The organism is Streptomyces sp. NPDC056987, assembly GCF_042673865.1.
Classification (GTDB): Bacteria; Actinomycetota; Actinomycetes; order Streptomycetales; family Streptomycetaceae; genus Streptomyces.
The window spans coordinates 60,457-85,987 of record NZ_JBHURV010000032.1; the positions used below are offsets into that span (position 1 = coordinate 60,457).

Annotated in this window: 22 protein-coding genes and 1 pseudogene; 11 read left to right on the forward strand and 12 right to left on the reverse strand. The window is 72.2% G+C overall.

What is annotated here, in order from left to right:
• Positions 1-4: 4 nt before the first annotated feature.
• The 5 genes from ACFTZC_RS30510 to ACFTZC_RS30530 all read right to left on the reverse strand — a co-directional run bounded on the left by ACFTZC_RS30510 (position 5) and on the right by ACFTZC_RS30530 (position 4,002).
• The gene (locus ACFTZC_RS30510; RefSeq protein WP_365813640.1) at positions 5-844 is read right to left on the reverse strand and encodes a sulfurtransferase; all 840 of its coding nucleotides are present in this window, start codon (positions 842-844) and stop codon (positions 5-7) included.
• A gap of 157 nt (positions 845-1,001) precedes the next feature.
• A complete protein-coding gene (locus ACFTZC_RS30515) occupies positions 1,002-1,109 on the reverse strand; it encodes a putative leader peptide (protein WP_382895136.1) in 108 nt (35 codons plus the stop codon).
• Between the two features lie 296 nt (positions 1,110-1,405).
• Positions 1,406-2,155, reverse strand: coding sequence for a DUF2993 domain-containing protein (locus tag ACFTZC_RS30520; RefSeq protein WP_382895138.1), 750 nt, complete (start codon positions 2,153-2,155; stop codon positions 1,406-1,408).
• 166 nt (positions 2,156-2,321) lie between these two features.
• Positions 2,322-3,737 (reverse strand): hypothetical protein, encoded by a 1,416-nt coding sequence (locus ACFTZC_RS30525; protein WP_382895140.1) that lies wholly within the window; start codon positions 3,735-3,737, stop codon positions 2,322-2,324.
• Between the two features lie 10 nt (positions 3,738-3,747).
• The gene (locus ACFTZC_RS30530; protein ID WP_382895141.1) at positions 3,748-4,002 is read right to left on the reverse strand and encodes a MoaD/ThiS family protein; all 255 of its coding nucleotides are present in this window, start codon (positions 4,000-4,002) and stop codon (positions 3,748-3,750) included.
• 655 nt (positions 4,003-4,657) lie between these two features.
• Here ACFTZC_RS30530 and ACFTZC_RS30535 point away from each other — a divergent pair.
• The 6 genes and pseudogenes from ACFTZC_RS30535 (at position 4,658) to ACFTZC_RS30560 (ending at position 10,425) form a co-directional block, all read left to right on the forward strand.
• On the forward strand, positions 4,658-5,515 hold the full coding sequence (locus ACFTZC_RS30535) for a winged helix-turn-helix domain-containing protein (RefSeq protein WP_382895143.1): 858 nt from the start codon (positions 4,658-4,660) through the stop codon (positions 5,513-5,515).
• Positions 5,516-5,539: 24 nt separating this feature from the next.
• Positions 5,540-6,562: a LacI family DNA-binding transcriptional regulator gene (locus ACFTZC_RS30540; protein ID WP_382895145.1), complete on the forward strand. Its 1,023-nt coding sequence runs from the start codon at positions 5,540-5,542 to the stop codon at positions 6,560-6,562.
• A 122-nt stretch (positions 6,563-6,684) separates the two neighbouring features.
• A complete protein-coding gene (locus ACFTZC_RS30545; protein WP_382895147.1) occupies positions 6,685-7,770 on the forward strand; it encodes a S1C family serine protease in 1,086 nt (361 codons plus the stop codon).
• A gap of 51 nt (positions 7,771-7,821) precedes the next feature.
• A complete protein-coding gene (locus tag ACFTZC_RS30550; protein ID WP_382895149.1) occupies positions 7,822-8,004 on the forward strand; it encodes a hypothetical protein in 183 nt (60 codons plus the stop codon).
• Positions 8,005-8,062: 58 nt separating this feature from the next.
• Positions 8,063-8,779 (forward strand): annotated as a pseudogene (locus ACFTZC_RS30555) (response regulator transcription factor); the annotation flags it as partial.
• 173 nt (positions 8,780-8,952) lie between these two features.
• The gene (locus tag ACFTZC_RS30560; protein ID WP_382895151.1) at positions 8,953-10,425 is read left to right on the forward strand and encodes a sensor histidine kinase; all 1,473 of its coding nucleotides are present in this window, start codon (positions 8,953-8,955) and stop codon (positions 10,423-10,425) included.
• Positions 10,426-10,524: 99 nt separating this feature from the next.
• Here the strand turns inward: ACFTZC_RS30560 and ACFTZC_RS30565 are convergent, their stop codons facing one another.
• The 5 genes from ACFTZC_RS30565 to ACFTZC_RS30585 form a co-directional block, all read right to left on the reverse strand.
• Positions 10,525-11,784 carry a DUF2993 domain-containing protein gene (locus ACFTZC_RS30565; protein ID WP_382895153.1) on the reverse strand — a complete coding sequence of 420 codons (1,260 nt, stop codon included), beginning with the start codon at positions 11,782-11,784 and terminating at the stop codon, positions 10,525-10,527.
• A 202-nt stretch (positions 11,785-11,986) separates the two neighbouring features.
• Complete coding sequence (locus ACFTZC_RS30570) at positions 11,987-12,904, reverse strand: phosphatidylinositol-specific phospholipase C (protein WP_382895155.1); 918 nt, start codon at positions 12,902-12,904, stop codon at positions 11,987-11,989.
• Positions 12,905-13,093: 189 nt separating this feature from the next.
• Positions 13,094-13,678, reverse strand: coding sequence for a DUF4157 domain-containing protein (locus ACFTZC_RS30575; RefSeq protein ID WP_382895157.1), 585 nt, complete (start codon positions 13,676-13,678; stop codon positions 13,094-13,096).
• Positions 13,679-14,014: 336 nt separating this feature from the next.
• Positions 14,015-15,238: a S8 family peptidase gene (locus ACFTZC_RS30580; protein ID WP_382895159.1), complete on the reverse strand. Its 1,224-nt coding sequence runs from the start codon at positions 15,236-15,238 to the stop codon at positions 14,015-14,017.
• Positions 15,239-15,444: 206 nt separating this feature from the next.
• Positions 15,445-16,356: an alpha/beta fold hydrolase gene (locus tag ACFTZC_RS30585; protein WP_382895161.1), complete on the reverse strand. Its 912-nt coding sequence runs from the start codon at positions 16,354-16,356 to the stop codon at positions 15,445-15,447.
• Positions 16,357-16,493: 137 nt separating this feature from the next.
• Here ACFTZC_RS30585 and ACFTZC_RS30590 point away from each other — a divergent pair, with 137 nt between their 5' ends.
• A complete protein-coding gene (locus ACFTZC_RS30590; RefSeq protein WP_382895163.1) occupies positions 16,494-17,126 on the forward strand; it encodes a TetR/AcrR family transcriptional regulator in 633 nt (210 codons plus the stop codon).
• Between the two features lie 106 nt (positions 17,127-17,232).
• On the opposite strand, the gene ACFTZC_RS30595 is transcribed toward ACFTZC_RS30590, so the two are convergent.
• Complete coding sequence (locus ACFTZC_RS30595) at positions 17,233-19,074, reverse strand: bifunctional metallophosphatase/5'-nucleotidase (protein WP_382895165.1); 1,842 nt, start codon at positions 19,072-19,074, stop codon at positions 17,233-17,235.
• Between the two features lie 185 nt (positions 19,075-19,259).
• Between ACFTZC_RS30595 and mshD the strand changes: the two genes are divergently transcribed.
• The 4 genes from mshD (at position 19,260) to ACFTZC_RS30615 (ending at position 24,633) form a co-directional block, all read left to right on the forward strand.
• Positions 19,260-20,258, forward strand: coding sequence for a mycothiol synthase (gene mshD, locus ACFTZC_RS30600; RefSeq protein WP_382895167.1), 999 nt, complete (start codon positions 19,260-19,262; stop codon positions 20,256-20,258).
• Positions 20,259-20,670: 412 nt separating this feature from the next.
• On the forward strand, positions 20,671-22,941 hold the full coding sequence (locus tag ACFTZC_RS30605) for an RNA degradosome polyphosphate kinase (RefSeq protein ID WP_382895169.1): 2,271 nt from the start codon (positions 20,671-20,673) through the stop codon (positions 22,939-22,941).
• A gap of 109 nt (positions 22,942-23,050) precedes the next feature.
• Positions 23,051-24,088, forward strand: coding sequence for a CHAD domain-containing protein (locus tag ACFTZC_RS30610; protein ID WP_382895221.1), 1,038 nt, complete (start codon positions 23,051-23,053; stop codon positions 24,086-24,088).
• Complete coding sequence (locus ACFTZC_RS30615; protein WP_382895171.1) at positions 24,085-24,633, forward strand: NUDIX hydrolase; 549 nt, start codon at positions 24,085-24,087, stop codon at positions 24,631-24,633. The genes ACFTZC_RS30610 and ACFTZC_RS30615 overlap by 4 nt, the downstream gene beginning before the upstream one ends.
• 24 nt (positions 24,634-24,657) lie before the next feature.
• On the opposite strand, the gene ACFTZC_RS30620 is transcribed toward ACFTZC_RS30615, so the two are convergent.
• Positions 24,658-25,176, reverse strand: coding sequence for a DUF1203 domain-containing protein (locus ACFTZC_RS30620; protein WP_382895223.1), 519 nt, complete (start codon positions 25,174-25,176; stop codon positions 24,658-24,660).
• Between the last annotated feature and the right edge of the window lie 355 nt (positions 25,177-25,531).

Sequence of the window (25,531 nt, forward strand, 5' to 3'; positions counted from 1 at the left end):
GGGATTACTTGTTGGCGCCGAGCTCGATCGGCACGCCGACGAGCGAGCCGTACTCGGTCCACGAACCGTCGTAGTTCTTGACGTTGTCGACGCCGAGCAGCTCGTGCAGGACGAACCAGGTGAGCGCCGAGCGCTCACCGATGCGGCAGTAGGCGATGGTGTCCTTCGCCAGGTCGACCTGCTCCTGCGCGTACAGCTCCTTCAGCTCGTCGTCCGACTTGAAGGTGCCGTCGTCGTTGGCGTTCTTCGACCACGGGATGTTGCGCGCGGACGGGATGTGGCCCGGACGCTGCGACTGCTCCTGCGGCAGGTGCGCCGGGGCGAGCAGCTTGCCGCTGAACTCGTCGGGCGACCGGACGTCGACCAGGTTCTTCGTGCCGATCGCGGCGACCGCGTCGTCGCGGAAGGCGCGGATCGAGGTGTCCTGGGCCTTCGCCGTGTACGTGGTGGCGGCGCGGGTCGGGACGGCCTCGACCAGGTCGCGGGAGTCCAGCTCCCACTTCTTGCGGCCACCGTCGAGGAGCTTGACGGAGTCGTGGCCGTAGAGCTTGAAGTACCAGTAGGCGTAGGAAGCGAACCAGTTGTTGTTGCCGCCGTAGAGGACCACGGTGTCGTCGTTGGCGATGCCCTTGGCCGAGAGGAGCTTCTCGAAGCCCTCCTGGTCGACGAAGTCACGGCGGACCGGGTCCTGGAGGTCGCTCTTCCAGTCGATCCTGACCGCGTTCTTGATGTGGTTCTTGTCGTAGGCCGAGGTGTCCTCGTCGACCTCGACGATGACAACCTTCGGGTCGTCGATGTGGGCCTCGACCCAGTCGGCGTCGACCAGAACGTCGCTGCGGCTCATGCTTTTCTCCTCCGGGGCAGTGTGCGGGGGGCAGTGTGCTGCGAGGTGATGGTGCGGGCGTACGGCGCGCGAGTGGCCCTGAGAGCGCTCGAAGGGCCCGGGAAGACGAGGGCAGGGGATATGCGGAACTGAACGTCCCGCCGGCCCGGCGTCCCGCTCAGGCAGTGCGACAGAGCATGGCGGCGACGCGGCACAGGTCTACTGCCCGCCGCTTCGTGAGGTCCGCCTGTCCCCCCTGAGGGAGACCGCCGATAAAGCACTGCATGGGTCCGATCGTAGGGACGACCGGGCGGTCATGTCACCGGTGTGTCACATGCCAAGACACGATCATCCGCAATGTGGGACTCAAGGGTGGCACGTGGAACTCGTCCTACGAAGGCGGCGCGGCGCCCCGGGCCCGCCCCGGCGGATGGCGCGGGACGCCGTCCGGGGAGCGTCTGGGGAGCGGACGTGGCCGTCTCAGCATCCGGCCGGGTCATACACATATCGGTCGAACCGTACGCCGGACCGTTGCGGGGGCCGCTGCGTCGACCGCTGCGGTGGACCGTACGGAGCCGCCTGTCAGCCGGACAGGGAGACGTCCGTGCCCGTTCCGGAGAAGTCCAGGCCCGCCTCCGTCGCCGTGACCTTGTCGAGCTTGATGGTCGACGGCAGCCCGTCGATCTTCAGGTCGTAGTCGACGACCTCCCGCATCCGGTCCTCCGCGCCCGGCACGTACAGCTCGGGCAGGCTCGCCGCCTTCAGCCGGACCGTGTCGCCGTCGACCAGCGAGACCGTGCTGTACGCGGTGAGGGTCTTGCCGTCCAGCAGCCCCTTGAACGGGCCGGGGACGGTGATGCCCGCGCCGTCCAGCACCTCGCCCATCGGGCCCGAGAGCTTGACCTGCCCCTTGGCGGCCCGCTCGGCGCCCGCGTAACCGACCGTCGCGCCCTGCGGCGCGGAGCCCGAGAGGTCCGCGTACGAGATCCGCGCCGAACCGGTGGCGCTCGCGGCGGTCGCCGTGGAGAAGCTGCTGTCGAACTTCACGTCCTTCAGCTCCGCCTTGACCTCCGTCACCCGCACCGCGTGGCCGTCGGCGCTGGCGCTGACGCCGTCGAGGCCGATCCGGACGTCGTCCAGGGACGTGTTCACGACCTGGGTCAGGAAGGGGAACCCGTTGATGGAGACCTCCGGGTCGGAGCCGAGGCCCGCGCTGGACCTGATCCTGCTCGCCACCTGGTCCTCGGCGAAGGAGACCGCGACCCGGTCGGCGGCGACGAAGAGCCCGCCGAAGACCACGACGAGTATCAGCAGTGTCCGCAGTGCGCGCATCGTTCGGTGTCCCCAACCCTGGTCATGACCGGTCTGTGTGGTCCGGTTCGCTCCCCGGCCGTCCCCTGGTCGGATCCGGTCGTACTGTCGCAGGACGTCTGGCGGAGACGTACGGTTCCCGTCGTACGGTTCCCGCCGTCACCCGCCGTATGCCTCGCGGCCGGCGTCAGGCCAGCGCGCGGCCCAGCAGATAGACGGCGGGCGCGGCGGCCGTGAGGGGCAGCGCCACCCCGGCCGTCATGTGCACGAACTTGGACGGGTAGTCGTAGCTCGCCGCCCGCAGCCCGACCAGCGCGCAGACGCCCGCTCCGAGCCCCAGCAGCGCGCCCTGGGCGCCCAGGTCCGTCAGCCCGCCCGCCACGATCCCGCCGCCCGCGCCGGCCAGCAGGGACACCGCGACCGAGACGAAGCCCGGCAGCGGCAGCGCGCGGGCGACCGTGGCCGCGGCGACCGCCACGCCACCGACGGCCACCGCGTCCGGGGCGGCGGCCAGGTGGCCCGCGGCCAGGATGGCGAGCGCGGCGGAGACAACGGTGGCCATCAGGCCCGTCATGCGCTCGTCGGCGCTCGCGCGGCTGCGCAGTTGCAGGACGAGGACGAGCAGCACCCACACGCCGAGGGTCCCGATGATCGCGGCGGGACCGTTGGACCGGCCCGCGGCGAGCACGGCGATGTCCGCGACGACCCCGCCGAGGAAGGCGAGCGCGATGCCCTGCCGGGCCGGCCACATGCCGTTCAGCCGGAACCAGCCGGCCGCGGTGACGGCCTGGAGCAGCACGAGCGGTACGAGCAGCGCGTACGGGCCGAGGGCCGCGCCCCCGGCGAGCAGCAGCCCCAGCGCGGCCGTCAGCGCGGCCGGCTGGACACCCGGCGGGATGATCGGCGACCGGCCCTCGGCGCGGGCGCGCTGGGCGTCGGTGACGCGGGCGTTGCCGAGCGTGGTGGGCGCGCTGTAGCCGGCGGAGTCGAGGGAGCCGGGGCCGCCCGCCTGGGGCTGCCCCTGCCCCTGGGCCTGGGGCTGAGGCTGAGGCTGGGCCCCGGCCTGGGGGGCGTGCGGGGGCGCCTGCGCGGGCGCGGGGGCCGGGGCGGGCGCCGCCTGCGGCAGGGACGTGTAGGCGCCCTGCGGCGGCAGGTACGCGGTGTCGGCAGCGGCGGCGGCCTGCTGCTGGTACGGCTGCGCCGCCTGCTGCTGGTACGGGTGGGGCTGCGCCGGGGCCTGCCCGTAGGACTGCTGCCCGTAGGACGGCTGCCCGTAGGTCTGCTGGACGGGCTGCGAGGCCGGCTGCTGCACGGGCTGCTGTGCCTGCTGCTGGACAGGAGGCTGCGCGAGGGGCTGCACATGGGGCTGGTACTGGGTGTCCCAGGTCTGCCCCTCCCACGTCTGGGCGGCCGCCCCGTCCGGCTGCTCCGGCCCGGCCTGCTCGGGCGCGGCCCACCCCTGGGCCGGAGGCTGCGGGGCCGGCGGGGACTGCGCGTGTCGCGGGCCGTCCTGTCCCTGGTCCGGCGGACCGAACTGCCCCGGCCGGCCGTGCTGCCCGTACGGGTCCTGCTGCCCGTACGGATACTGCTGATCGTTGCTCATGATGTGCGGTTCACCCTCCTGCGAACGGCGGGAGCACCTCGACCGTGCCGCCCTCGGCAAGGCGTACGGTCTCATGCCCGCGAGTGCCCACGGGGTCACCGTCGACAATGAAGGAACACCTCTGGAGTACCCGGGTCAGCTCACCCGGGTGCCGGACCCGCGCGCCGTCGAGCGCCTCGGCGAGGCTGTCCGCCGCGTAGGGCTCCTCCGCGATGCCTGCCGCGGCTCTGGCCGCCGCCCAGTAGCGGATCGTGCCGGCTGCCATAGAGGCAACTCCTTTCGTCGGACTCCATGATGTACGGCGCGGACACGCCTCTGTGCGCCCCCTGTGCGATCCGCACAACCGGGGCCCGGCGGTCTACGGTCCAAGTCCTGCGTGAATCCCCCCGCGAACCCCCGGACGGACCACCCGCGCGAAACCCCCCGTACACAGGCAGTACACCGCTTCTTCGTGAGCGTTCCGGGCCCTCCCCACGCGGTTCCGGTGCTGCTCAGAAGCGGTTCCACGGGCCTGTGCCCGGGGTCCGGCGGACCGGTGCACTCGCATGATCTGCGTGATTACCCCTCTGACACGGAAGGAATGTGGGTTATTCTCCTCCGAAGAGGATCCGGGCAAAGCAGCCCCCGGGTCCTTTTGTGTTTTCCGATCGTTGTTACAGCCAGATGTCACAGACGGAAGACACGGACATCCGGGCCGCGCCCCCGGGGACGAGGGGCAGCGCGGACCGTACGGCAGTACAACAGCAGTAGGCAGTAGGCATGACGCAGTAAGCATTGAGCAGTGAGCAGTGCCGCATACGTCCTCGCAGGGACCGAGGAGGAACCGACGTAATGGGCAAACGAACCGTGAACGACAACAGTCCGGGCAAGAGTCCGGGCAAGAGTCCTGGCAAGATTCCGGCCGAGGCAGGTGAGCGGCGATGAGTTCTCTGCTGCTCCTGACGAACGCCCTCCAGCCCTCGACGGAGGTGCTGCCGGCCCTCGGACTGCTGCTCCACAACGTGCGGGTGGCCCCCGCCGAAGGGCCCGCCCTCGTCGACACCCCTGGTGCCGATGTGATCCTGATCGACGGCCGCCGTGACCTCCCGCAGGTGCGGTCGCTCTGCCAGCTCCTGCGGTCCACCGGACCCGGCTGCCCCCTGATCCTCGTCGTGACGGAGGGCGGTCTCGCCGCCGTCACCGCCGACTGGGGCATCGACGACGTCCTGCTCGACACCGCGGGCCCGGCCGAGGTCGAGGCGCGGCTGCGGCTCGCGATGGGCCGCCAGCAGATCCAGACGGACGACTCCCCCATGGAGATCCGCAACGGGGACCTGTCGGTCGACGAGGCCACCTACAGCGCGAAGCTGAAGGGCCGGGTCCTGGACCTGACCTTCAAGGAGTTCGAGCTGCTCAAGTACCTCGCGCAGCACCCCGGCCGGGTCTTCACCCGCGCCCAGCTCCTCCAGGAGGTCTGGGGGTACGACTACTTCGGCGGTACGCGGACGGTCGACGTGCACGTACGGCGGCTGCGCGCGAAGCTCGGCCCGGAGCACGAGTCCCTCATCGGGACCGTACGGAACGTGGGCTACCGCTTCGTCACCCCGGAGAAGGCCGAGCGCGGCTCCGAGGACGCCAGGGCGAAGTCCGCGGCCCGCGCGGAGGACCGCGCCGGGGACCGTACGGAGCCCCGCCACGAGAAGGCCGAGGCACCCGGCACCGACGCCGGGTCGGCCGCCGGAGCGGACGCCGCGCAGGAGTCGGCCGAAGAAGCCTCCGTACGGCCTGCCCAGCGATAGGTCACCACGCGTAGACTGCCGCGCGTGGCCAAGGTGACGCGGGACGATGTGGCGCGACTGGCGGGGACTTCCACCGCCGTCGTCAGCTATGTCATCAACAACGGACCCCGGCCGGTCGCCCCGGCCACGCGCGAGCGGGTGGTCAACGCCATCAAGGAGCTGGGGTACCGGCCCGACCGGGTCGCCCAGGCCATGGCGTCGCGGCGGACCGACCTCATAGGGATGGTCGTGCCCGACGCCCGGCAGCCCTTCTTCGCGGAGATGGCGCACGCGGTGGAGCAGGCGGCGGCCGAGCGCGGGAAAATGGTGCTGGTCGGCAACTCGGACTACCGCGACGAACGCGAGGTCCACTACCTGCGGGCCTTCCTCGGCATGCGGGTCTCCGGGCTGATCCTGGTCAGTCAGGGCTTCAGCGAGCGCGCGGCGGCCGAGATAGAGGCGTGGGACGCCCGGGTCGTGCTGCTGCACGAGCGCCCCGAGGGCATCGACGACGTCGCGGTCGTCACGGACGACATCGGCGGCGCGCAGCTCGCCACCCGCCACCTCCTGGAGCACGGCCACCCCTACGTCGCCTGCCTCGGCGGCGTCGAGTCGACCCCGGTGGTCGGCGACCCGGTGGCCGACCACGTGGAGGGCTGGCGCCGGGCGATGCTGGAGGCGGGGATCCCGGTGGAGGGGCGGCTCTTCCAGGCCCCGTACAACCGGTACGACACGTACCTGATCGCCCTGGAACTCCTCGCCCGCCCCGACCGGCCCTCGGCGATCTTCTGCTCCACCGACGACCAGGCGATCGGCGTCCTGCGCGCCGCCCGTGAGCTGCGCCTCGACGTCCCGGGCGATCTGGCGGTGGCCGGCTTCGACGACGTCAAGGAGGCGGGCCTGACGGATCCGCCGCTGACGACGGTCTCCTCCGACCGGCCCGCGATGGCGCGGGCGGCGGTGGACCTGGTGCTGGACGACGGCCTGCGGGTGGCGGGCTCACGGCGCGAGCGTGTGAAGCAGTTCCCGTCGGCGCTGATAGTGCGGCGCTCCTGCGGCTGCGCGTAGCCTCCAGGACCCGGCCGGGGCTGGGGGCTGCGCCCGGCCTTTATATGGGGCATACACGGTTTTGTTGCCCTTCTCAGCGCCTCCTCAGCCTGTTCTCATGTACGGCGCCGAGAGTCGTTGCCATGACCGACAACTACCGCGGCAGCGGCGACGCAGACAGCACGCAGCAGCACCCCACCCAGGGGTTCCAGGGCCCGGCCTACCCGCCGCCGCCCTCGTACGGTCCGGCATACTCCGCCACCCCCGCGCCCGGCCCCGCCGCCGCCCCCGCGGGTCCGTACCCGCAGGGTGCGCACGCCTCCGGCAGGACCGCGCGGCGCGCCAAGGCGCCCGTCGCGCTGCTGGCCGCGGTCGCGCTGGCCGCCGCCGTCGTCGGGGGCGGGTCGGCCGCACTGATCGGCGCGTACACGGGGAACGGCAACGGCGTCGGCAGCGGGGACACCGCCATCCACGGGACGACCGTCTCGCAGAGCAGCGCGGGCACCGTCGCGGGTGTCGCGCAGTCCGTGTCCCCGGCGATCGTCGAGATCAACGCGGCCTCGAACAGCGGTGAGGCCACCGGCTCCGGCGTGATCATCACGTCCGACGGCGAGATCGTCACCAACAACCACGTCGTCGCCGGAGCCTCGTCCGTGAAGGTCCAGCTCAGCACCGGCAAGACGTACACCGCGAACGTCGTCGGCACCGACCCGGACAAGGACCTCGCGCTGATCAAGCTGGAGGGCGCGAGCGGCCTGAAGACCGCCTCCCTCGGCGACTCCGGCCAGGTGAAGGTCGGCGACGAGGTCGTGGCGATCGGCTCCCCCGAGGGCCTGACCGGCACCGTCACCAGCGGGATCATCTCGGCCCTGAACCGCGATGTCACAGTCGCCAAGGACCAGGACCAAGGTCAGCAGCAGGGTGGCGGCAACGGGGGCGGCAACTGGCCGTTCGAGTTCGGCGGCCAGCAGTTCAACGGCGACACCGGCTCCTCGAAGACCACGTACAAGGCGCTCCAGACCGACGCCTCGCTCAACCCGGGCAACTCCGGCGGCGCCCTGATCAACATGAACGGCCAGATCATCGGCATCAACTCCGCGATGTACGCGCCGAGTTCGTCGTCCTCGATGGGCGGCTCCAGCGCCGGCAGCGTGGGCCTGGGCTTCGCCATCCCGATCAACACCGTCAAGGCGGACCTCTCGGCGCTGCGCTCCGGCGGCGCCGGCTGACCCCATCTACCCGCCCGCGCCCCACCCCGTACGACCCCGCAGGAGAGAGTCATGAACGGCAACACCCCCCTCACCCGTCCGGCGGGACCGAGCGACCTGGCGCTTCCGCTCGCCCTCGTCCATGATCTTGCCCAGGCCGCGGCGCCCACGCGCCGCGCGGACGAGATACGTACCGCCGCCGCGTCGAAGAGGCGTGGAACGGGCCGCCGCCGCAAGGCCGCCGTGCGAGGCTGAAGGCAGGCAGCACACCTCAGCGCCCACCCGCTGACCGAGACCGACGAGGTAGAAGCGAATGAGTCCCGCCGAAGGCGATCGCGATCCGCAGCGCATCCTGATCGTCGACGACGAGCCCGCCGTACGGGAGGCCCTCCAGCGGAGCCTCGCCTTCGACGGATACGGGACCGAGGTCGCCGTCGACGGGGTCGACGCCCTCGCCAGGGCCGCCGCCTACGCGCCGGATCTGATCGTCCTCGACATCCAGATGCCCCGCATGGACGGCCTGACCGCCGCCCGCCGGCTGCGCGCGGGCGGCTCGAAGGTGCCGATCCTGATGCTCACCGCCCGCGACACGGTCGGCGACCGCGTCACCGGTCTGGACGCGGGCGCGGACGACTACCTGGTGAAGCCGTTCGAGCTGGACGAGCTGTTCGCCCGGATCCGCGCGCTGCTGCGGCGCAGCTCGTACGCGTCGACCGCCACCGGCGAGGTACCCGCCGATGACGTCCTCTCCTTCGCCGACCTGCGGATGGACCTGACGACCCGCGAGGTCACCCGGGGCGACCGGCGCGTGGAGCTGACCCGTACCGAATTCACGCTCCTGGAGATGTTCCTCGCCCACCCCCGCCAGGTACTGACCCGGGAGCAGATCCTCAAGGCCGTGTGGGGCTTCGACTTCGAGCCCAGCTCCAACTCGCTCGACGTGTACGTGATGTACCTGCGCCGGAAGACGGAGAGCGGCGGCGAGCCGCGCCTGGTGCACACGGTGCGCGGGGTCGGATACGCGCTGCGCGGCGACACGGGAACAGGCCCCGCGGGAGGAGGGACCGGAGGCCTCGGTACGGGCTTCGGTACGGGCTCCGTTACAGGCTTCGTCACCGACGGCGGCCACGGCGGGCCTGGTGGGCCTGGTGGGCACGGCGGATTCGGCGGATACGGCCACCGGCACCGGAACGGCGGCCCGGCGTGACCGGTCCCGTCCAGCGGTTCCGTACGCTCCCGCTGCGCTCCCGCCTCGCCCTGCTGGTCGCCTCGGCCGTCGCGATCGCCGTCGCCGCCGTCGCCGTCGCCTGCTGGCTGCTGACCCGCACCCAGCTGCCGAGCGAGCTCGACTCGTCCCTGGAGAACACCTCCGCGCCGGCCAGCTCGGTACAGGAGGCCATCGCCGCCTGCAACGCGGGCACCAACCCCGAGTCCACCGCCACCTCCGGCTTCGCCTACGTCCAGGTGGTGCTGCCCAACGGACAGCGCTGCGTGTCCCCGGGCTCGGAGCCCGTGAAGGTCCAGCAGGACGACCTGGAGGTCGCGGACGGCACCCTCCACACCGCGCTCCACGACAGCGTGACCGACAACGGCGCCAAGGTCCGTGTCTTCACCCAGCGCGCCCCCTACCGGGGCGGCGGACTGGTCACCGTCTCCGTCTCGCGCCCCCTCGCCGAGATCGACGCCTCCCTCAACGAACTCGCCGTGCTGCTCGCGCTCGTCGCCGGGGTCGGGGTGATCGGCGCCGGGCTGGCGGGCCTCTGGGTCGCCCGGTCGGGGCTGCGGCCGGTCGACGGGCTGACCCGCGCGGTCGAGCACGTCGCGCGTACGGAGGACCTCACCGTCCGGATCCCCGTCGAGGGCGAGGACGAGATCGCCCGGCTGTCGCGCTCCTTCAACTCCATGACCGCGGCCCTCGCGTCCTCCCGGGACCGGCAGTCGCAGCTCATCGCGGACGCCGGGCACGAGCTGCGGACACCGCTCACCTCGCTCCGTACCAACGTCGAACTCCTCGCGCGCAGCGAGGAGACCGGCCGCGCCATCCCGCCGGCCGACCGCAGGGCGCTGATGGCGTCCGTCAAGGCGCAGATGACCGAGCTGGCCTCGCTCATCGGGGACCTCCAGGAACTGTCGCGGCCGGACGCCGCCGGCCCCGGGCCCCTCCAGGTCGTCGCGCTCCACGAGATCATGGGGAGCGCGCTGGAACGGGCGCGGCTGCGCGGCCCCGACCTGACGATCAGCACGGACCTGCGGCCCTGGTACGTACGGGCCGAGCCGGCCAGCCTGGAGCGTGCGCTGGTCAACGTGCTGGACAACGCGGTGAAGTTCAGCCCGCCCGGCGGTACGGTCGAGGTCGCGCTGAGCGGCGGGGAGGGCGGCACCGGCGAGCTGACCGTACGCGACCACGGCCCCGGCATCCCGGCCGAGGACCTGCCGCACGTCTTCGAACGCTTCTGGCGCTCCCCGACGGCGCGCGCCCTGCCCGGCTCGGGGCTCGGCCTGTCGATCGTCGCGCGTACGGTCCAGCAGGCGGGCGGCGAGATCGCGCTGCGCCAGGCGGCGGGCGGCGGAACGGTCGCGGCGATCCGCATCCCCGGCGCCCCGACACCGCCGCCGGAGGGCCTGGACGGGCTGGGCGGCCTCGGCAACAACCTGGACGGCGCGCACCGGGTGTGAGCGCCGGGGCGGTTCCGGCGGTCGCGGCGGCTCCCGGGCCCGGGAGTGTCCGCCGCCCCGCCCACCGACCGCCTCAGGCCGCTCCACCCACCGACCGCGTCAGGCCGCTCCACCCACCGGCACGGACGACCCCACCAGCCGCGCCCTGATCCCGTCCGGCTCCACCGTGATGTGCCGCAACCGCAGGTCACCCGGGGTCTTCGGCAGTTCGAAGGAGAGCGAGAGCCGGTCGGAGAGCTCCGGCGGGCGGAGGTTGAGCAGCGCGTCGACCAGCGTCGGGTCGATGCCGGCCCGTTTCAGCAGCCCCGGGTTGTCGGCGACGACATCGAGGAGATTGAGCCGCAACAGCTCCTGGACGAAGCCGGGCCGCCCGGTGAACCGGCTCAGCGCCGCCTCGCTGCGCAGTGCCCGGTCGACGTCCGCCTGCGGCACCCCGAGCGCCCGTACGACGGCGGGCACCTCCAGCAGCTCCCGGGCGCGGCCCTTCTCCTCCGCGATCCGCCCGGCGGCCTCGGGTGCCAGCCGCAGCCCGGAGTGGGCGCGGTCCCGGCCCGGCCGGTAGGTGGCCACGCCGGGGATGTCGAGCCGCATGCCGTCCACGGTGGTGGTGACGGCCCGGCCGCCCTCGTTCCCGATGTGCGCCTCGGCCCGTACCCGCAGGTCGTAACCGGCCACCGGCAGCGAGCCCGCCAGCCGTACGGAGCCCGCGCCGCTGTCGGTGAACTTCACCTGGGAGGCGCTGAGTTCGCGGCTGAGATCGTCGAAGCTGAGCAGTACGTCACCGTCCATCCGCCCGACGACCGCGCCCTTGACGGAGGACGGCAGATCGCCGACGACGCGGATGTCCCGGGCGCTGGCCCGTACCTCCGCCAGCGAGACACGGTCGGCGGCGACATGCGGGACGGTGACGTCCACGCGGTCGAGCCGCTTGCCGAGGACCTGGGTGAGGAACGGGAAGCCGTGGATGTCGACGGCCGGCCGGGCCGTGAGACCGAGCGACTCCTGAAGCCGCTCCTCGGCCTTGTCCTGCGCGTAGAGCTCGGCGGCACGGTCCGCGAGCAGCAGGAACGCCGCGCAGACGGCGAGGGCGACGGTCAGTTTCAGCGCGGCGGAGAGGGAGCCGGAGCGGCGGCCACGCCTCCCCTTCCGCCGGTGGTCGGGCGGGGACCAGTCGTCGTCGTCCGGGTCGGACGGCACCCCGAGGGGGGACGGGTCACCCGGCTCACGCGGGCCGCCGGGACCGCGTGATCCGGGGACGTCCTCCCCCTCGGGCGGGGCGAGCCGCGCCAGTTCGTCATAGGGGTTGGGCGCGAGGCGGGGCCCGGGGTCGGGCTCGGGGTCAGGCTCGGGGTCGGACACGTGCTCGGGTATGCGTGTGGGGGGTCGCATCGACTCATACCAACACGCCCCACCGGCCGGGCACACTTGTCCCGGCACCGCTATCGACCCGTTTACCCACGGTTGTCCGGCTATTCATGTGGGAGATCTCGCGATTCCCCGGAACGCCGGACAACCATTCGGCCCCGCCCCCCGCTCCCTCGCCCCCGCTCCCTCGCTCTCCTCAGCCGTTGTGCCGTATCAGCGACTCCACCAGCCCGGCCCGGGTGGCCGGGAAGTCCAGCGGCACGATCCCGAGCCCGCGCCAGCCGCTTCCCTCCGCCGAGTCCAGGAGGGTGTGCACCCTCGGGTTGAGTTCGTCGGAGTTCCAGCGGGGCGTCGACAGGAACGCCGTACTCACGTAGTTGACGTACAGCTTGCCCGGCTGGGTCGCGGCCTTCCGGAAGTGGGCCTCGATCTTGGAGTACTTGGCGCCCGGCGCCGCCTGGTAGTCGTCCTGGATGTCGAAGAGCCCGCCGTCCCCGTACCGCAGTCCGGGCAGCCCTCCGTTGTCCCCGAGTAGCACGACCCGCCCGCGGGCCTGGCCGAGCGTCGGCAGTCCGTTGTCGAGCCGGAAGAGGGAGCGCCAGCCCTTGCCGTCGAGATACGTGTCGAAGATCCGCCGGAACTCCGCGTCGCTCTCGGTGGAGTACTCCTGCTTGACCCGCATGAGGACGGTCTCGGAGGGGTTGGCCCGGAGGAAGTTCCGGCAGGCGTTGAGGACGTCGTCGAAGTTGAGGTTCTGGTAGAACGCGCCGTGATGGATGGTGAACGCGCCCTCGAACAGCCGGCAGCGGATGTCCAGGAAGCGGACGCCGCTGGTCAACTGCTCGGCTATGGAGGTGTTCTGGCAGGCCACGAAGAGGCCGCCGGAACGGGCGCCGGCGTTGTGCGTACCGGGAATGGTCAGGCGCTGCACGGGGGTCGAGTCGGCGAAGCCGCCCATCCAGTCGTGGGTGGCGAGTACGCGCGGGGGCGTGGCCGTGCGGGCGGAGGCCGCGACAGCGGTCCCGCCACCGGCGCCCACGCCCACCAGGGCGGTGGCGGACATGGCAACGGCGCCGGCGAGAAAGCCGCGGCGGGTACCGGGGGATGTGCTCATGTGGGGGTGCCTCCGTCGTCCGTAAGGGCATCAGGGAAACAGCCCTCGGATTATGACGGGTACACGTCACGAGTGGAACACGTTCACGGGGATTGGTCTGTACCAGGCCCGCGCACGCTTCCGCCGAACCCCGACCGGACACCCTTCACGGGACGCCTGCTCTCCCAACTGCTCTCCCGACTGCTCTTCCTACTGCTCTTCCTCCTGCGGATCGCCCTTCCTCCGCGGCGCCGACTGCACAGGCACGGGGGCGGCCTGCGTCGTCTCGGCGGCCGTGGCCGCGCGCTCGTGGGGGTCACCCTCGCTGCTCATCGTCATCCCGTTACCGACCGACGCCCCCGAGACCGCACCCTGGCGCTGCTGGAGCACATGCGCGGTCTCGTGCCGCTTGGTCTTGATGTCATGGCCGCCCTTGCCGAGCACGATGTGCTCGCCGGCGGTGTACGCACGCGCCCCGATACCGGCCGCCGCACGCTGCGCCTTCGCGTCGTCGTGCACCTGCACCCCGGAGAGGTCCGCACCACCGTGCCACGCCTCCAGTTCGCGGAGCTCCGACCCGGCGAACTGCTTCCCACGGGACTGCGTCACTTCTTTCACGAGGTCAAGAGCTTGTGTCTCGTCCTCGGGCTCACGCTCGGGGGCGCGCATCCGACGCTGCACGGGGAGAGACGCCCCGGCATCCCCATGACCGCACGTCGAGCTGTGGCTGTGCCGCTCGTCCGCCAGCATCCGCGCGACGGCCGCGTTGCCCACGGACCGCTGCAGCGCCAGCACCGACTCCCCGCTCCGGCCGCCCGGTGCCGCGACCGGCGAGAGAGGGGCAACGGGCGGGGCGGCAGCCGTCCGGCCACGCGCGCCGACGGCGGGCAACGGCATACCCCGCCGGGCGCCCCTGTCCGACTTCTCTTCGTGACCAAGCAAGGGATCGCCTCATTCGCGCAGCACCGACACAGGCCGAGACAAACTTAACCAATGACGGAGCGAGGAGCGGAAGGACCCGGAGGACACCGGTGAAGGCAGATGCGCTGCCCCTTCCGCTCCTCCCGCCCCCCTTGCTACGCGGCGCCGTCGCCCGCCGATCCGAGGCGGGTCAGAGGCGGGTCAGAGGCTTCAGAGGCTGTCGGTGTAGAGCAGCCGGTTGGGGGAGCCCGCTCCGATCGACGTCACCAGGTTCCTGGTGGACTCGTCGGTGATCCACCGGGAGACGGCCGCCGGGGAGGCCGTCGGGTACTCCTCCTTGAGCAGCGCGGCGACACCGGCGACATGCGGGCTCGCCATCGAGGTTCCGCTGAGCGCCTTGTAACCGCCGCCGAGCTTGGCGGAGATGATGCCGACCCCCGGTGCGTACAGCTCCAGACACGTACCCCAGTTGCTGAAGCTCGCCTGCCGGTCCTGCTCGTCGGTCGCCCCGACCGTGATCACCTTGGACGCGCCGGCGGGCGAGACGTCACAGGCGTTCTGGTTCTCGTTGCCGGCCGCCACGACCGGCACGACACCGCTGTCGGCGACGGCGTTCACCGCCGTGTTGACGGCCGTGGACCGGGGACCGCCCAGAGACGCGTTCATGACCGCGGGCTGCTCGGCGTTCTTGGCCACCCAGTCGAACCCGGCGAGTGCTCCGGCCCAGGAACCGCTGCCGTCGCAGCCGAGCACCCGGACCGAGACGAGCGAGGCGTCACGGGCCACGCCGTGGTCCGAACCGCCGGTGGTGCCCGCCACATGCGTACCGTGGCCGTTGCAGTCCTGGCCGTTCTGTCCGTCACCGATGGAGTCGAACCCGACGCTCGCCCGGCCGCCGAACTCGCTGTGCGCGGTCTCGATCCCGGTGTCGACGATGTACGCGGTGACGCCCCTGCCGGTGCCGGTCGCGTCGTACTGCCCGTCGAGCGGCAGATACCGCTGGTCGATCCGGTCCAGCCCCCAGCTCAGGGCCGGCACCCGTGCCTGAGGTTCGCCGGGGGCCCGGGTCGGGGCTGTCGTCGCCCGTGCTGTCGTCGGGGAGTCGGCCGTGACCACCGCGTTCTCCTCCACGGCGGCCACCCCCGGGAAGCCGCGCACCAGCTCCAGCTGGCTCGGGCTGAGGGTGACGGCGAACCCCGAGAAGACCTTCTCGTACGTGTGCAGGGGGTTGAGCCCGAGCTGCCGCAGTACGGTGCGCGGCGTGTGCGTGGACTTGAGGGAGACGATGTACTGCCCCGGGACCGCCTGGGCGGAACGCTCAACCGGGACGAGCCCCCTGCCGGGATCCGCCGCCATGGCATCCGTACCGGTACCGGCGAGCAGAGGAACGAGCAGCAGAAGGGCGGTCGATGCCCAGCGTGCGCGCAGGCGCATAGGTACTCCTTGAAGGTGGCTGACCGCTGAACGTGTCCCGGCCGGGACACATCCGCGAAAGTCCGATCACCCTTCCTTCGTCCGCGCCACCAGCACGGCTTGAGCGCTCTCGCGCACTGATGGCCGGATGGAGTAACGCGGCGGCGGCGGACCGGTGACCGGAACTGGTCCCCTCGACCCGAACCCGCCCGCACCCGCTCCCCCGCTCACTCCGCCGTGCGCATGAAGGCGAGCATCCGGGGGTTGACCTGGTCCGCGTGGTCGATCTGGGGGCCGTGGCCCGTGCCGGTGATGATGTCGGCGCGGGCGGCCGGGATCAGGCGCGGGACGCGCTCCGCCTGGCGCTCCGGGTGCAGGAGGAGGCTCCGCTTGCCGAGCACCAGGTAGAGCGGGGTGCGGATGGTGCGCAGTTCGTCCTCGGTCAGCGGGAGCGGCGCGGGGCGGCGGACCCGGTACGCGCGGACACCGGCCCGGATCATGGTGCGCAGCTCCGGCACCACGAGCACCGGTTGTTCCAGCCAGGCCGCCAGCCGGGGGCGGAGCCTCTTGGGGGCCGAGGTCGCGAAGAGGCTGACGAATATCCAGACGAAGAAGCGGAGGCCCACCTTCTCCAGCCCGCCGGGATCGAGAAGGGTGGCCGAGGCGAGGCGGCCGGGCCTGCGGTGCGCCTGGTTGAGGGCGAGCCATCCGCCGTACGAGCTGCCGACGAGGTGCACGCGGTCGAGGCCGAGGCCGGCGAGCGTCTCGTCCAGCCACTGCGCGGCCCGTTCGGGCTGGTGGATGGGTTCCCGCTGCACGCTGCGCCCCGGGTCGCCGGGGGTGTCGATCGCGTACACCGGGCGTTCGGCGGCGAGCGCGGCCGTGTTGGGGTACCACATGGCGGAGCAGCTGCTCGCCCCGTGCACCAGGACGACCGGGGTGCGGGACGCGGCGGCGGGGTCCGCGGGACCGTACCGGTAGACGTGGGTGGTACCGAAGGCGGTCTCCACGTCGGTCTCGGCGACGGCCGGCGCGCCCATCGCGTACAGCGCGTCGCAGGCCGCGAAGTAGCGGTCCCGCAGAGCGTCGCTCACATAGCGACCGACGTCGGGCCGGGCACGGGTCGTCGTCTCGGGCATGGCGGGCCACCTCCAGAGGCGTTCATGAGCCATCCTTTGTGGTACGACCGTACCATGATGATGGTACGGCTGTACCATGACGCCGCGGGCGGCGGGGGAACCGACACGTACGGAACCGACGAGTGGAGACGCGACCGATGCCCAAGCGGGTGGACCACGAGGAACGGCGCACCGAGATCGCCGAGGCGCTCGTGCGGGTGGCGGGGCGGCAGGGCCTGCACGCCGTGGGGATGCGGGACGTGGCGGCGGAGGCGGGGGTGTCCTTGCGGCTGGTGCAGTACTACTTCCAGACCAAGGAGAAGCTGCTGCTCTACGGACTGGAGCAGCTGGCCGCGCGGTTCACCGAGCGGATCACCGCCCGGCTCGCCGCCGCGGGCGACGATCCCGGCCCGCGCGCGGTGATCGAGGCCCTGCTGCTGGTGTCACTGCCGACCGACGAGGAGAGCCGTACCTTCCACCTCGTCTACACCTCCTACGCCGTACTGTCCGTGACCGACAGGGCCCTCGCCGATCAGCCGTTCACCGACAACCCGGCCGCCGCCGAGGACGCCGTGGCCGGCCTGCTCCAGCAGGCGCGGGAGGCCGGGCTCACGCGGCCCGGCACGGACCCGCGCAGCGACGCGATCAGCCTGCTCGCCCTGGCCGCGGGGCTCGGCACGAGCATCCTGGTCGGCCACCGGACGCCGGAGTCCGCCACCGCCGCGCTCCACCACCAGCTGGACCGGATCTTCCTCGACGGCCGGGCCGGCACCGCGCCGTCGCCCGCGTAGCAAGCCCGGCGTACGTCGAAGGGCGGCGGGCCGTCGGCCCACCGCCCTTCGGGCAGAGATTCTCGTTCAGTTACTACTGGTCGAGCTAATACTTCGTGATCGCGTGCTACTTGACGATCGTGATGCGGTCCGCCGCCGGGGGCGCCAGCGGCGCCTGCGCCGTGGAGTTCGCCGACAGGTAGGCGTTGAACATGTCCAGGTCCGACGCGCCGACCAGCTTGTTCGTCCCCTGGCCCAGGGCCGCGAAGCCGTCGCCGCCGCCCGCGAGGAACTCGTTCATCGCGACGCGGTACGTCTTCGCCGGGTCGATCGCCGCACCGTTCAGCTTCACCGAGTCCGTGACGACACGGGCCGCGCCCGACTTCGTCATGTCCAGGGTGTACGTGAGGCCCTTCGAGACCTGGAGGATCTTCGGGGACGCCTCGTTCGAGCCGCTGACCTGCTGCTGGAGCGCGGTGATGACCTGCGCGCCGGTCAGGTCGACCGCGTTCATCATGTTGGTGAACGGCTGCACGGTGAACGCCTCGCCGTACGTGACGACCCCGTCGCCCTCACTGCCCGACGCCTTGAAGACCAGGTCGGAGCGGATCCCGCCCGGGTTCATGAAGGCGATCTGCGCGCCGCCCTTGTCCGCCGGGGACATGCCCGCGAGCTGCGCGTCCGCGATCACGTCGCCGAGCGGGGTCTCGGGCGTCGTGGCGCCGCGGCCGTTGATGTCGGCCGAGATGTAGCCCTTGGGGGTGTTGGCGATCGGCGCGGCCAGCTTGTTCCAGCGCGTGATCAGGTCGGTCATGTCCTTGGCCTTGGCCTGGTCACGGCTGACGACGTGGTTCGCCGACTTGACGCTCGTCCGCACGATGTCCTGGGTACGGAGGTCGTAGGTGAGCGTGGTGTCCGTGTAGAGCTTGCCGAACGACGAGGCGGACGTCACCAGGCGCGGGTTGCCGGACGGGTCCGGGATCGTGCACGCGTACGCCTGGTGCGTGTGGCCCGTCACCAGCGCGTCGACCTTCGGCGATATGCCCTTGGCGATGTCGACGATCGGACCGGAGATGCCGTCACCGGCGCCGGGGCTGTCGCAGTTGTAGTTGTACGAGGTGGAGGCCGGGGAGCCGCCCTCGTGGATCAGCGCGACGATCGACTTGACGCCCTGCTTGTCCAGCTCCTTGGCGTACTTGTTGACCGTCTCGATCTCGTCGTGGAACTTGAGGCCCTTGACGCCCTCGGCGGTCACGATGTTCGGCGTGCCCTCCAGGGTCACCCCGATGAAGCCGATCTTGACGCCGTTCTTCTTCCACACCGTGTACGGCTTGAGGACCGGCTTGCCGGTCTTCTCCGACGTCACGTTGGCGGCGAGGTACGGGAAGTCCGCGCCCTTGAACTTCTTGCCCTTCTCGTAACAGCCCTCGGTCGGGTGGCAGCCGCCGTTCTGGAGGCGGCCCAGCTCGGTGGCGCCCTCGTCGAACTCGTGGTTGCCGACGGCCGTCACATCGAGGTCGATCTTGTTGAGCGCCTCGATGGTCGGCTCGTCGTGGAAGAGACCGGAGAGCAGCGGGCTCGCGCCGACCATGTCGCCGCCCGCGGCGGTGACGGAGTACGGGTGCCCCTTACGGGCGTCGCGCAGCGAGGTCGCCAGGTACTCGACACCGCCGGCGGGGATCGCCTTGGTCGTACCGTCGGCCTGCTTCTCGTTGACGGTTCCGGCGGAACCGGCCGGGGGCTCCAGGTTGCCGTGCAGGTCGTTGAAGGACAGGAGCTGTACGTCGACCGTCTTGGGGTCGGGCTTGGGCTTGGAGTGACCGAAGCCGTTCCCGGCGCTCTGGGCGCTCTCGGCGGGCGTCCCTGCGGAGGCCGGCAGCGCGGCAAAGAGCGCGCCCGCGGTGGCCAGACCTGCGGCAGCGGCGAACACCCGCCGTGCCGCTCGGTTTTTCTGCGGTGTCGCTGACATGGATCCCCTTATGAACTCAAAAGTCTGAGGTTGCGAGCGGCAGCCTAGAGTCAACGCGCGTAGCTATACAGGGCTCGCGGGTTACGAGTGGGTTGCCTTTACGCGTACGTCACCGGTCGGTGCCCCGCGCACCGCGTGCGGCCGGTACGCGCCCAGGGGAAGCGCCGCCGCCGTACCCTCGACGCATGACTGACGCAGTAGCCCGCGAGTCCGGCCGGCAGATCCAGACCCTCGACGCGCTCACCCCCGAACAGGCGGAGGACGTCCTCGGCCTGCTGGCAGAAGCAGCCGCGACGGACGGCGTGCAGGCCGTCTCCGAACAGGGGCGGCTCCAGTTGCGCGGCGGTCACCGGGAGGGCGTACGGCACTTCCTGGTCACCGCGGACCGGGAGGGCGGCGACGGCGAATCCACCCCGTCCGCCCCGTCCGCCGGGTCCGGCGCCGGCCAAGGGGACGGCGGGGCGCGGGAACTGGTCGGGTACGGGCAACTGGAGGACACCGACCCGATCGAGGCGCCCGCCGTCGAACTGGTCGTACGCCCCGGGCGCCGCGGCCGGGGCCACGGCCGGGCGCTCGGCAACGCGCTGCTGGGCGCCTCCGGGAAGCGGCTGCGGGCCTGGGCGCACGGCGGGAAGCCGGCCGCCCGGCATCTCGCGCAGGTCCTCGGGCTGACGCTCTTCCGCGAACTGCGGCAGCTGCGCCGCCCGTTGGCCCCGCTGGACATCGCGGATCCGGTGCTGCCGCCGGGGGTCACCGTCCGTACCTTCGTCCCCGGGCAGGACGACGCGGCCTGGCTCGCGGTCAACGCGGCCGCCTTCGCCCACCACCCCGAGCAGGGCGCGCTGACCCAGCGGGACCTGGACGACCGGATCGCCGAGCCGTGGTTCGACCCGAAGGGGTTCTTCCTGGCCGAGCGGGGCGGGGAGCTGATCGGCTTCCACTGGACGAAGGTGCACGCCGAGGAGCAGCTCGGTGAGGTGTACGTCGTCGGTATCCGCCCGGACGCGCAGGGCGGCGGCCTCGGCAAGGCGCTCACCGCGACCGGCCTGCGCCACCTCGCGGCGCAGGCACTGCCGACCGCGATGCTGTACGTGGACGCGGACAACACGGCGGCGGTGACGGTGTACGAACGGCTGGGCTTCGCCACGCACGAGGTCGACCTGATGTACCGCACGGAGTCCTGAGCCCGCCCGGGTGCCCGGGTCCGGCCCGACCCGGACCCGGGCACCCGAACGGCGTACCGTACGGTCGGCTCAGGGGCGGCCGGCGCGCCGCCCGCGGGTGGCGCCGGTACGGGGCGACTCGTACATGCCGGGCCATACGAGCAGGGCCGTACAAGCCGGGCCGTACGGGAGATCCGTACGAGCCGGTCCCCGGGCCGCCCCCGGGGGACCCGCCCCGCTTCCCTGCATGTCATGTCGCCGTTACCGGCCATTCAGAAGCCCTTGCGACCCTCGGTGAATGCAGCCCGAGCCCGCTGTACCCCCCACTCCGAACGGCACTCCGAACGGCAGGACCACCGCGAACGGGAGGGCCCGTCTCACCCCCGCGCTCTCCGACGCGCCTGTCGTACCCTCCGCGCGGAAGAATGGGGACATGAGCCACCAGCCCGCCGAGGTTCCGGTCCAGCCGTCCCAGCACCCTCAGCAGCCGTCCGTCGGCTTCATAGCTTCCCACCGGCCCCGCACGTTCGCCACGACCGGGTCGGCGGGCGACCTCGAACCCGATCTCGACTCCGACCTCGACGCGTACGAGGAGGACCGCGGCCAGGACGGCAACGGCAATGGTCACGGCAACGGCAACGCGCTGCCCCAGGGCCGGTTCCTGGACCGCGAGCGGAGCTGGCTCGCGTTCAACGAGCGGGTGCTGGAGCTGGCCGAGGACCCGACGACACCGCTCCTCGAACGCGCCAACTTCCTGGCGATCTTCGCCTCCAACCTGGACGAGTTCTTCATGGTCCGGGTCGCGGGACTCAAACGGCGCATCGCGACCGGCGTCGCCACCCGCTCCGCCTCGGGCCTCCAGCCGCGCGAGGTGCTGGACCTGATCTGGACCCGCTCCCGCGAGCTCATGGCCCGGCACGCCGCCTGCTACCAGCAGGACATCGCCCCCGCGCTGGCCGACGAGGGCATCCACATCATCCGCTGGCCCGAGCTGACCGAGAAGGAGCAGGCGCGCCTCTTCACCCTCTTCCGCCAGCAGATCTTCCCGGTCCTCACACCCCTCGCGGTGGACCCGGCCCACCCCTTCCCGTACATCTCGGGGCTCTCCCTCAACCTCGCGGTCGTCGTCCGCAACCCGGTCAGCGGCCACCGCCACTTCGCGCGGGTGAAGGTGCCGCCGCTGCTGGCCCGCTTCCTGGAGGCGTCGCCGCAGCGCTACGTCCCCCTCGAAGACGTGATCGCCGCCCACCTGGAGGAGCTGTTCCCCGGCATGGAGGTGCTCGCGCACCACATGTTCCGGGTCACGCGCAACGAGGACCTGGAGGTCGAGGAGGACGACGCCGAGAACCTCCTCAAGGCGCTGGAGAAGGAGCTCATGCGGCGCCGCTTCGGGCCGCCGGTGCGCCTGGAGGTCGAGGAGTCCATCGACCCGTACATCCTCGATCTGCTGGTGCGCGAGCTGAAGGTGTCCGACGCGGAGGTCTATCCGCTGCCGGGGCCGCTCGACCTGACGGCGCTCTTCCGGATCGCGTCGCTGGACCGGCCCGAGCTGAAGTACCCGAAGTTCGTCGCGGGCACGCACCGCGATCTCGCCGAGGTGGAATCCGCCTCCGCGCCCGACATATTCGCCGCGCTGCGCGAGCGCGACGTGCTGCTGCACCACCCGTACGACTCGTTCTCCACCTCCGTCCAGGCCTTTCTGGAGCAGGCGGCGGCCGACCCCGACGTACTGGCCATCAAGCAGACGCTGTACCGGACCTCCGGCGACTCCCCGATCGTGGACGCGCTGATAGACGCGGCGGAGTCGGGCAAGCAGGTCCTGGTCCTCGTCGAGATCAAGGCGCGCTTCGACGAGCAGGCCAACATCAAGTGGGCGCGGAAGCTGGAGGAGTCCGGCTGCCACGTGGTGTACGGGCTGGTCGGGCTGAAGACGCACTGCAAGCTCTCACTGGTGGTGCGGCAGGAGGGCGACACCCTGCGCCGCTACAGCCATGTCGGTACGGGCAACTACCACCCGAAGACCGCCCGGCTCTACGAGGACCTGGGGCTGCTCACCGCGGACCCGCAGGTCGGCGCGGATCTCTCCGACCTGTTCAACCGGCTGTCCGGCTACTCGCGCCGGGAGACCTACCGGCGGCTGCTGGTCGCCCCGAAGTCCCTGCGCGACGGGCTCATCGCGCGGATCAACAAGGAAGTGGCGCACCACCGCGCCGGGCGGCCCGCGTACGTCCGTTTCAAGGTCAACTCGATGGTGGACGAGGCGACCATCGACGCCTGCTACCGGGCGTCGCAGGCGGGTGTCCCGGTGGACATCTGGGTCCGCGGGATCTGTGCCGTACGGCCCGGGGTGCCGGGCCTGTCGGAGAACATCCGGGTGCGGTCGATCCTGGGGCGCTTCCTGGAGCACTCCCGGGTCTTCGCGTTCGGCAACGGCGGCGAGCCGGAGGTCTGGCTCGGCAGCGCCGACATGATGCACCGCAACCTCGACCGCCGTATCGAGGCGCTGGTCCGGATCACCGACCCGGCGCACCGCGCGGCGCTCACCCGGCTCCTGGAGACCGGGATGTCCGACACGACGTCCTCCTGGCACCTGGGCGCGGACGGCAACTGGACGCGGCACTCCACGGACGCGGAGGGCCAGCCGCTGCGGAACGTACAGGAAATGCTCATAGACGCCCGGAGGCGCCGGCGTGCAGCACCATGAAGTGGACACCGACCGTGACGCCGGCCGCGCCGCGGACCGGGTGACGGGCCAGGTCACAGGCCGGGTGGCGAACCGGGGCACCGGCCGCGTGACGGCGTCCGGCACGGCCGTGCCGGGCTCCGATTCCGCCGCCCCGGGGCGGCGCACGGCGGGCGAGGTCCTGTCCGGGTACCTGCACGCCCGCGCGGGCGACTTCCTGCGCGGGCTGCGGCTGTACGGCGAGAGCGGCGCGGACACGGCCGCCGCCGAGGAGGCGGCCCGTACGCTGCGCGGCGCGGCGCGGCGGATCGGCGGCGCCCTGCACACGTACCGGCCGCTGCTCGACCAGGGTCCGGCGGACCAGCTCCGTACGGAACTGGCCTGGCTCTCCGGCACCCTCGCCCAGGAGCACGCCTGCACGGCCCGGCTGCACCGGCTGGTGGGGGCGCTGGCCCGGCTCTCGGGCGCGGTGCCCGTACCGTCCGCGCGGACGGAATCCGACGTTCCGGCAGGTGTGCCGACGGCCGGCGCGCTCCCCGCGGGCACGCTGACGGTCGGGGCGTCCCGCGCGGGCGCGCTGCTGGAGCGCCAGCTCACCCTGGCCAGGACGCGCGCCCACTCCTCGGCGCTCCAGGCGCTGGGCTCGTCGCGCTTCCACGCCGTGGCGGACGCGGTGGCCGTACTCGCCTCGGAGGTGCCGCTGGCCCCGCTGGCGGGCGCGCCCGCGATCGAGGTGCTGGCGGGGCCCGGCGAGACGACGGAGGCGCAGCTCCTGGACGCCGTGGCCGCGCTGCCGCTGACCCGCGCGGCCCATCCCTACAACGCGGAGGCGCTGGTCAACGGCCTGGCCACGGCGGCCGACGGGGAGGCGCAGGACGCGCCGTGGCACCAGGTCCGGCGGCTGCTGCGGCTGCACCGCTACACCCAGGAGGTGTGGTGCGCGGAGGGCATCCCCGACCCGGCCCTGCTCGCGGCGGGCCGGTCCCTGGACCGGCACCGCGACGCCGCCGAGGCGGCAGCGGCGGCGGCGAACGCGGCCCGTACGCCCCGGATCGCCCCGACGACGGCGTACGCGCTGGGCGTGCTCCACGCCGACCAGCGCCACGAGGTCGAGGCGGCGCGCTTCGCGTTCCAGCAGCTCTGGCAGAAGGCGGCGGTGTCACGATGACCGAGGCGACGGGCCCGGCCGGGACGAGCGGCACGACAGGGACGACAGGGACGACCGGGACGGCCCACGCGGCTGACCCGACCGGGACGGCGAACCCGGCCGGAACGACCCGCGCGGCCGGTGGGCCGAAGGGCCGGGGCACGGTCCTGGCGGCGGGGTGCGTGCTGTGGCGCCGGGTGCCGTCCGCGGACGAGGGCGTCGAGATCTGTCTCGTGCACCGGCCCAAGTACGACGACTGGTCGCACCCGAAGGGCAAGCTCAAGCGCGGCGAGTCCGCCCTGGCCGGCGCGGTCCGCGAGGTCCTGGAGGAGACGGGCCACCACTGCGCCCCGGGCGCCCGCCTGGACACCGTCCACTACCTGGCCCAGGGCCGCCCCAAGGAGGTCACCTACTGGGCGGCCGAGGCGACGGCCGGCGTCTTCGTCCCGAACCACGAGGTGGACACCCTCCTCTGGCTGACCCCCTCGGCGGCCCGGGACCGGCTCACCCAGCCCCGCGACCGCGTCCTGGTGGACGCCCTGCTCAACGCCCTGCACCTTACGTAGCGGGCCCCGGCACCCGGGTCCCGCCTACGGCCGCCGTACCTCGAACTGGAAGCAGCCGTACTCCACGGCCCGCACGTGCACCAGCACCACCTCGGGCTCCGCGAACGCCTCGCCGAGGGCCCGGTCGAATCCGGCCGTGGCGTCCTCGGGGACTTCGAGCAGCCGGCCGCCGACGATCCTCCCCCCGGCGTCGTACCGCCGGACGGTCCGCAGCGCCCCCGGCCGCGCGAACGGATAACCGGCGACGCCCCGCGGCCCCCCGCACTCCCCGGCGTGGATGAACACGGGCCCCGATTCGTCGTACGCCCCCGGCTCGGCCTCGCGCGCCGCCGCCCAGCGCCGCAGCGGCGCGTACGAGACGAGCGCGACCCGGTCACCCGCGACGGCGGCCCGCAGACAGCACCGCAGCGGGCTGCCCACACAGTCGACCGGGGCGTCGTCCGCCCCCGCGGTGAACGGCCGTACGGGCCGCCCCGAATCGTCCGTCCCGCGGAGCTCCCGGAGCGCGCCGGGGGCGATGGGCAGGGGCGTGTACGCGGTCAAGGTCGTCTCGGTAGTCATGGGTCAAGTCTTGGCGGCCCTTCCCCTGCCCGCTGGCGGAAATCGGACGAGAAGATCGGCCCGCGCCCCGGGCAGGGCCGGGTCGCGCACCCCACCGGCCCCAGTGGTCCCCGTGGCCCGGGCGGCCCCAACGAGCCCACCGAACGCGCCCCTTCCACGCCCCCCTCCACGCTCCCTTCTACGCCCTCTACGCGCCTCACACGAGCGGCCCGCACCCGAACCCAGGGTGTCCGACGAGGTTCACCTTCCGTTCACTCTCTTCCGTCGGCGGCTTCACCTGATCTGCCTAATTTCGGCCTTACACGGTGACGGTTCAAGCGCCGCACCGGCCACCCCG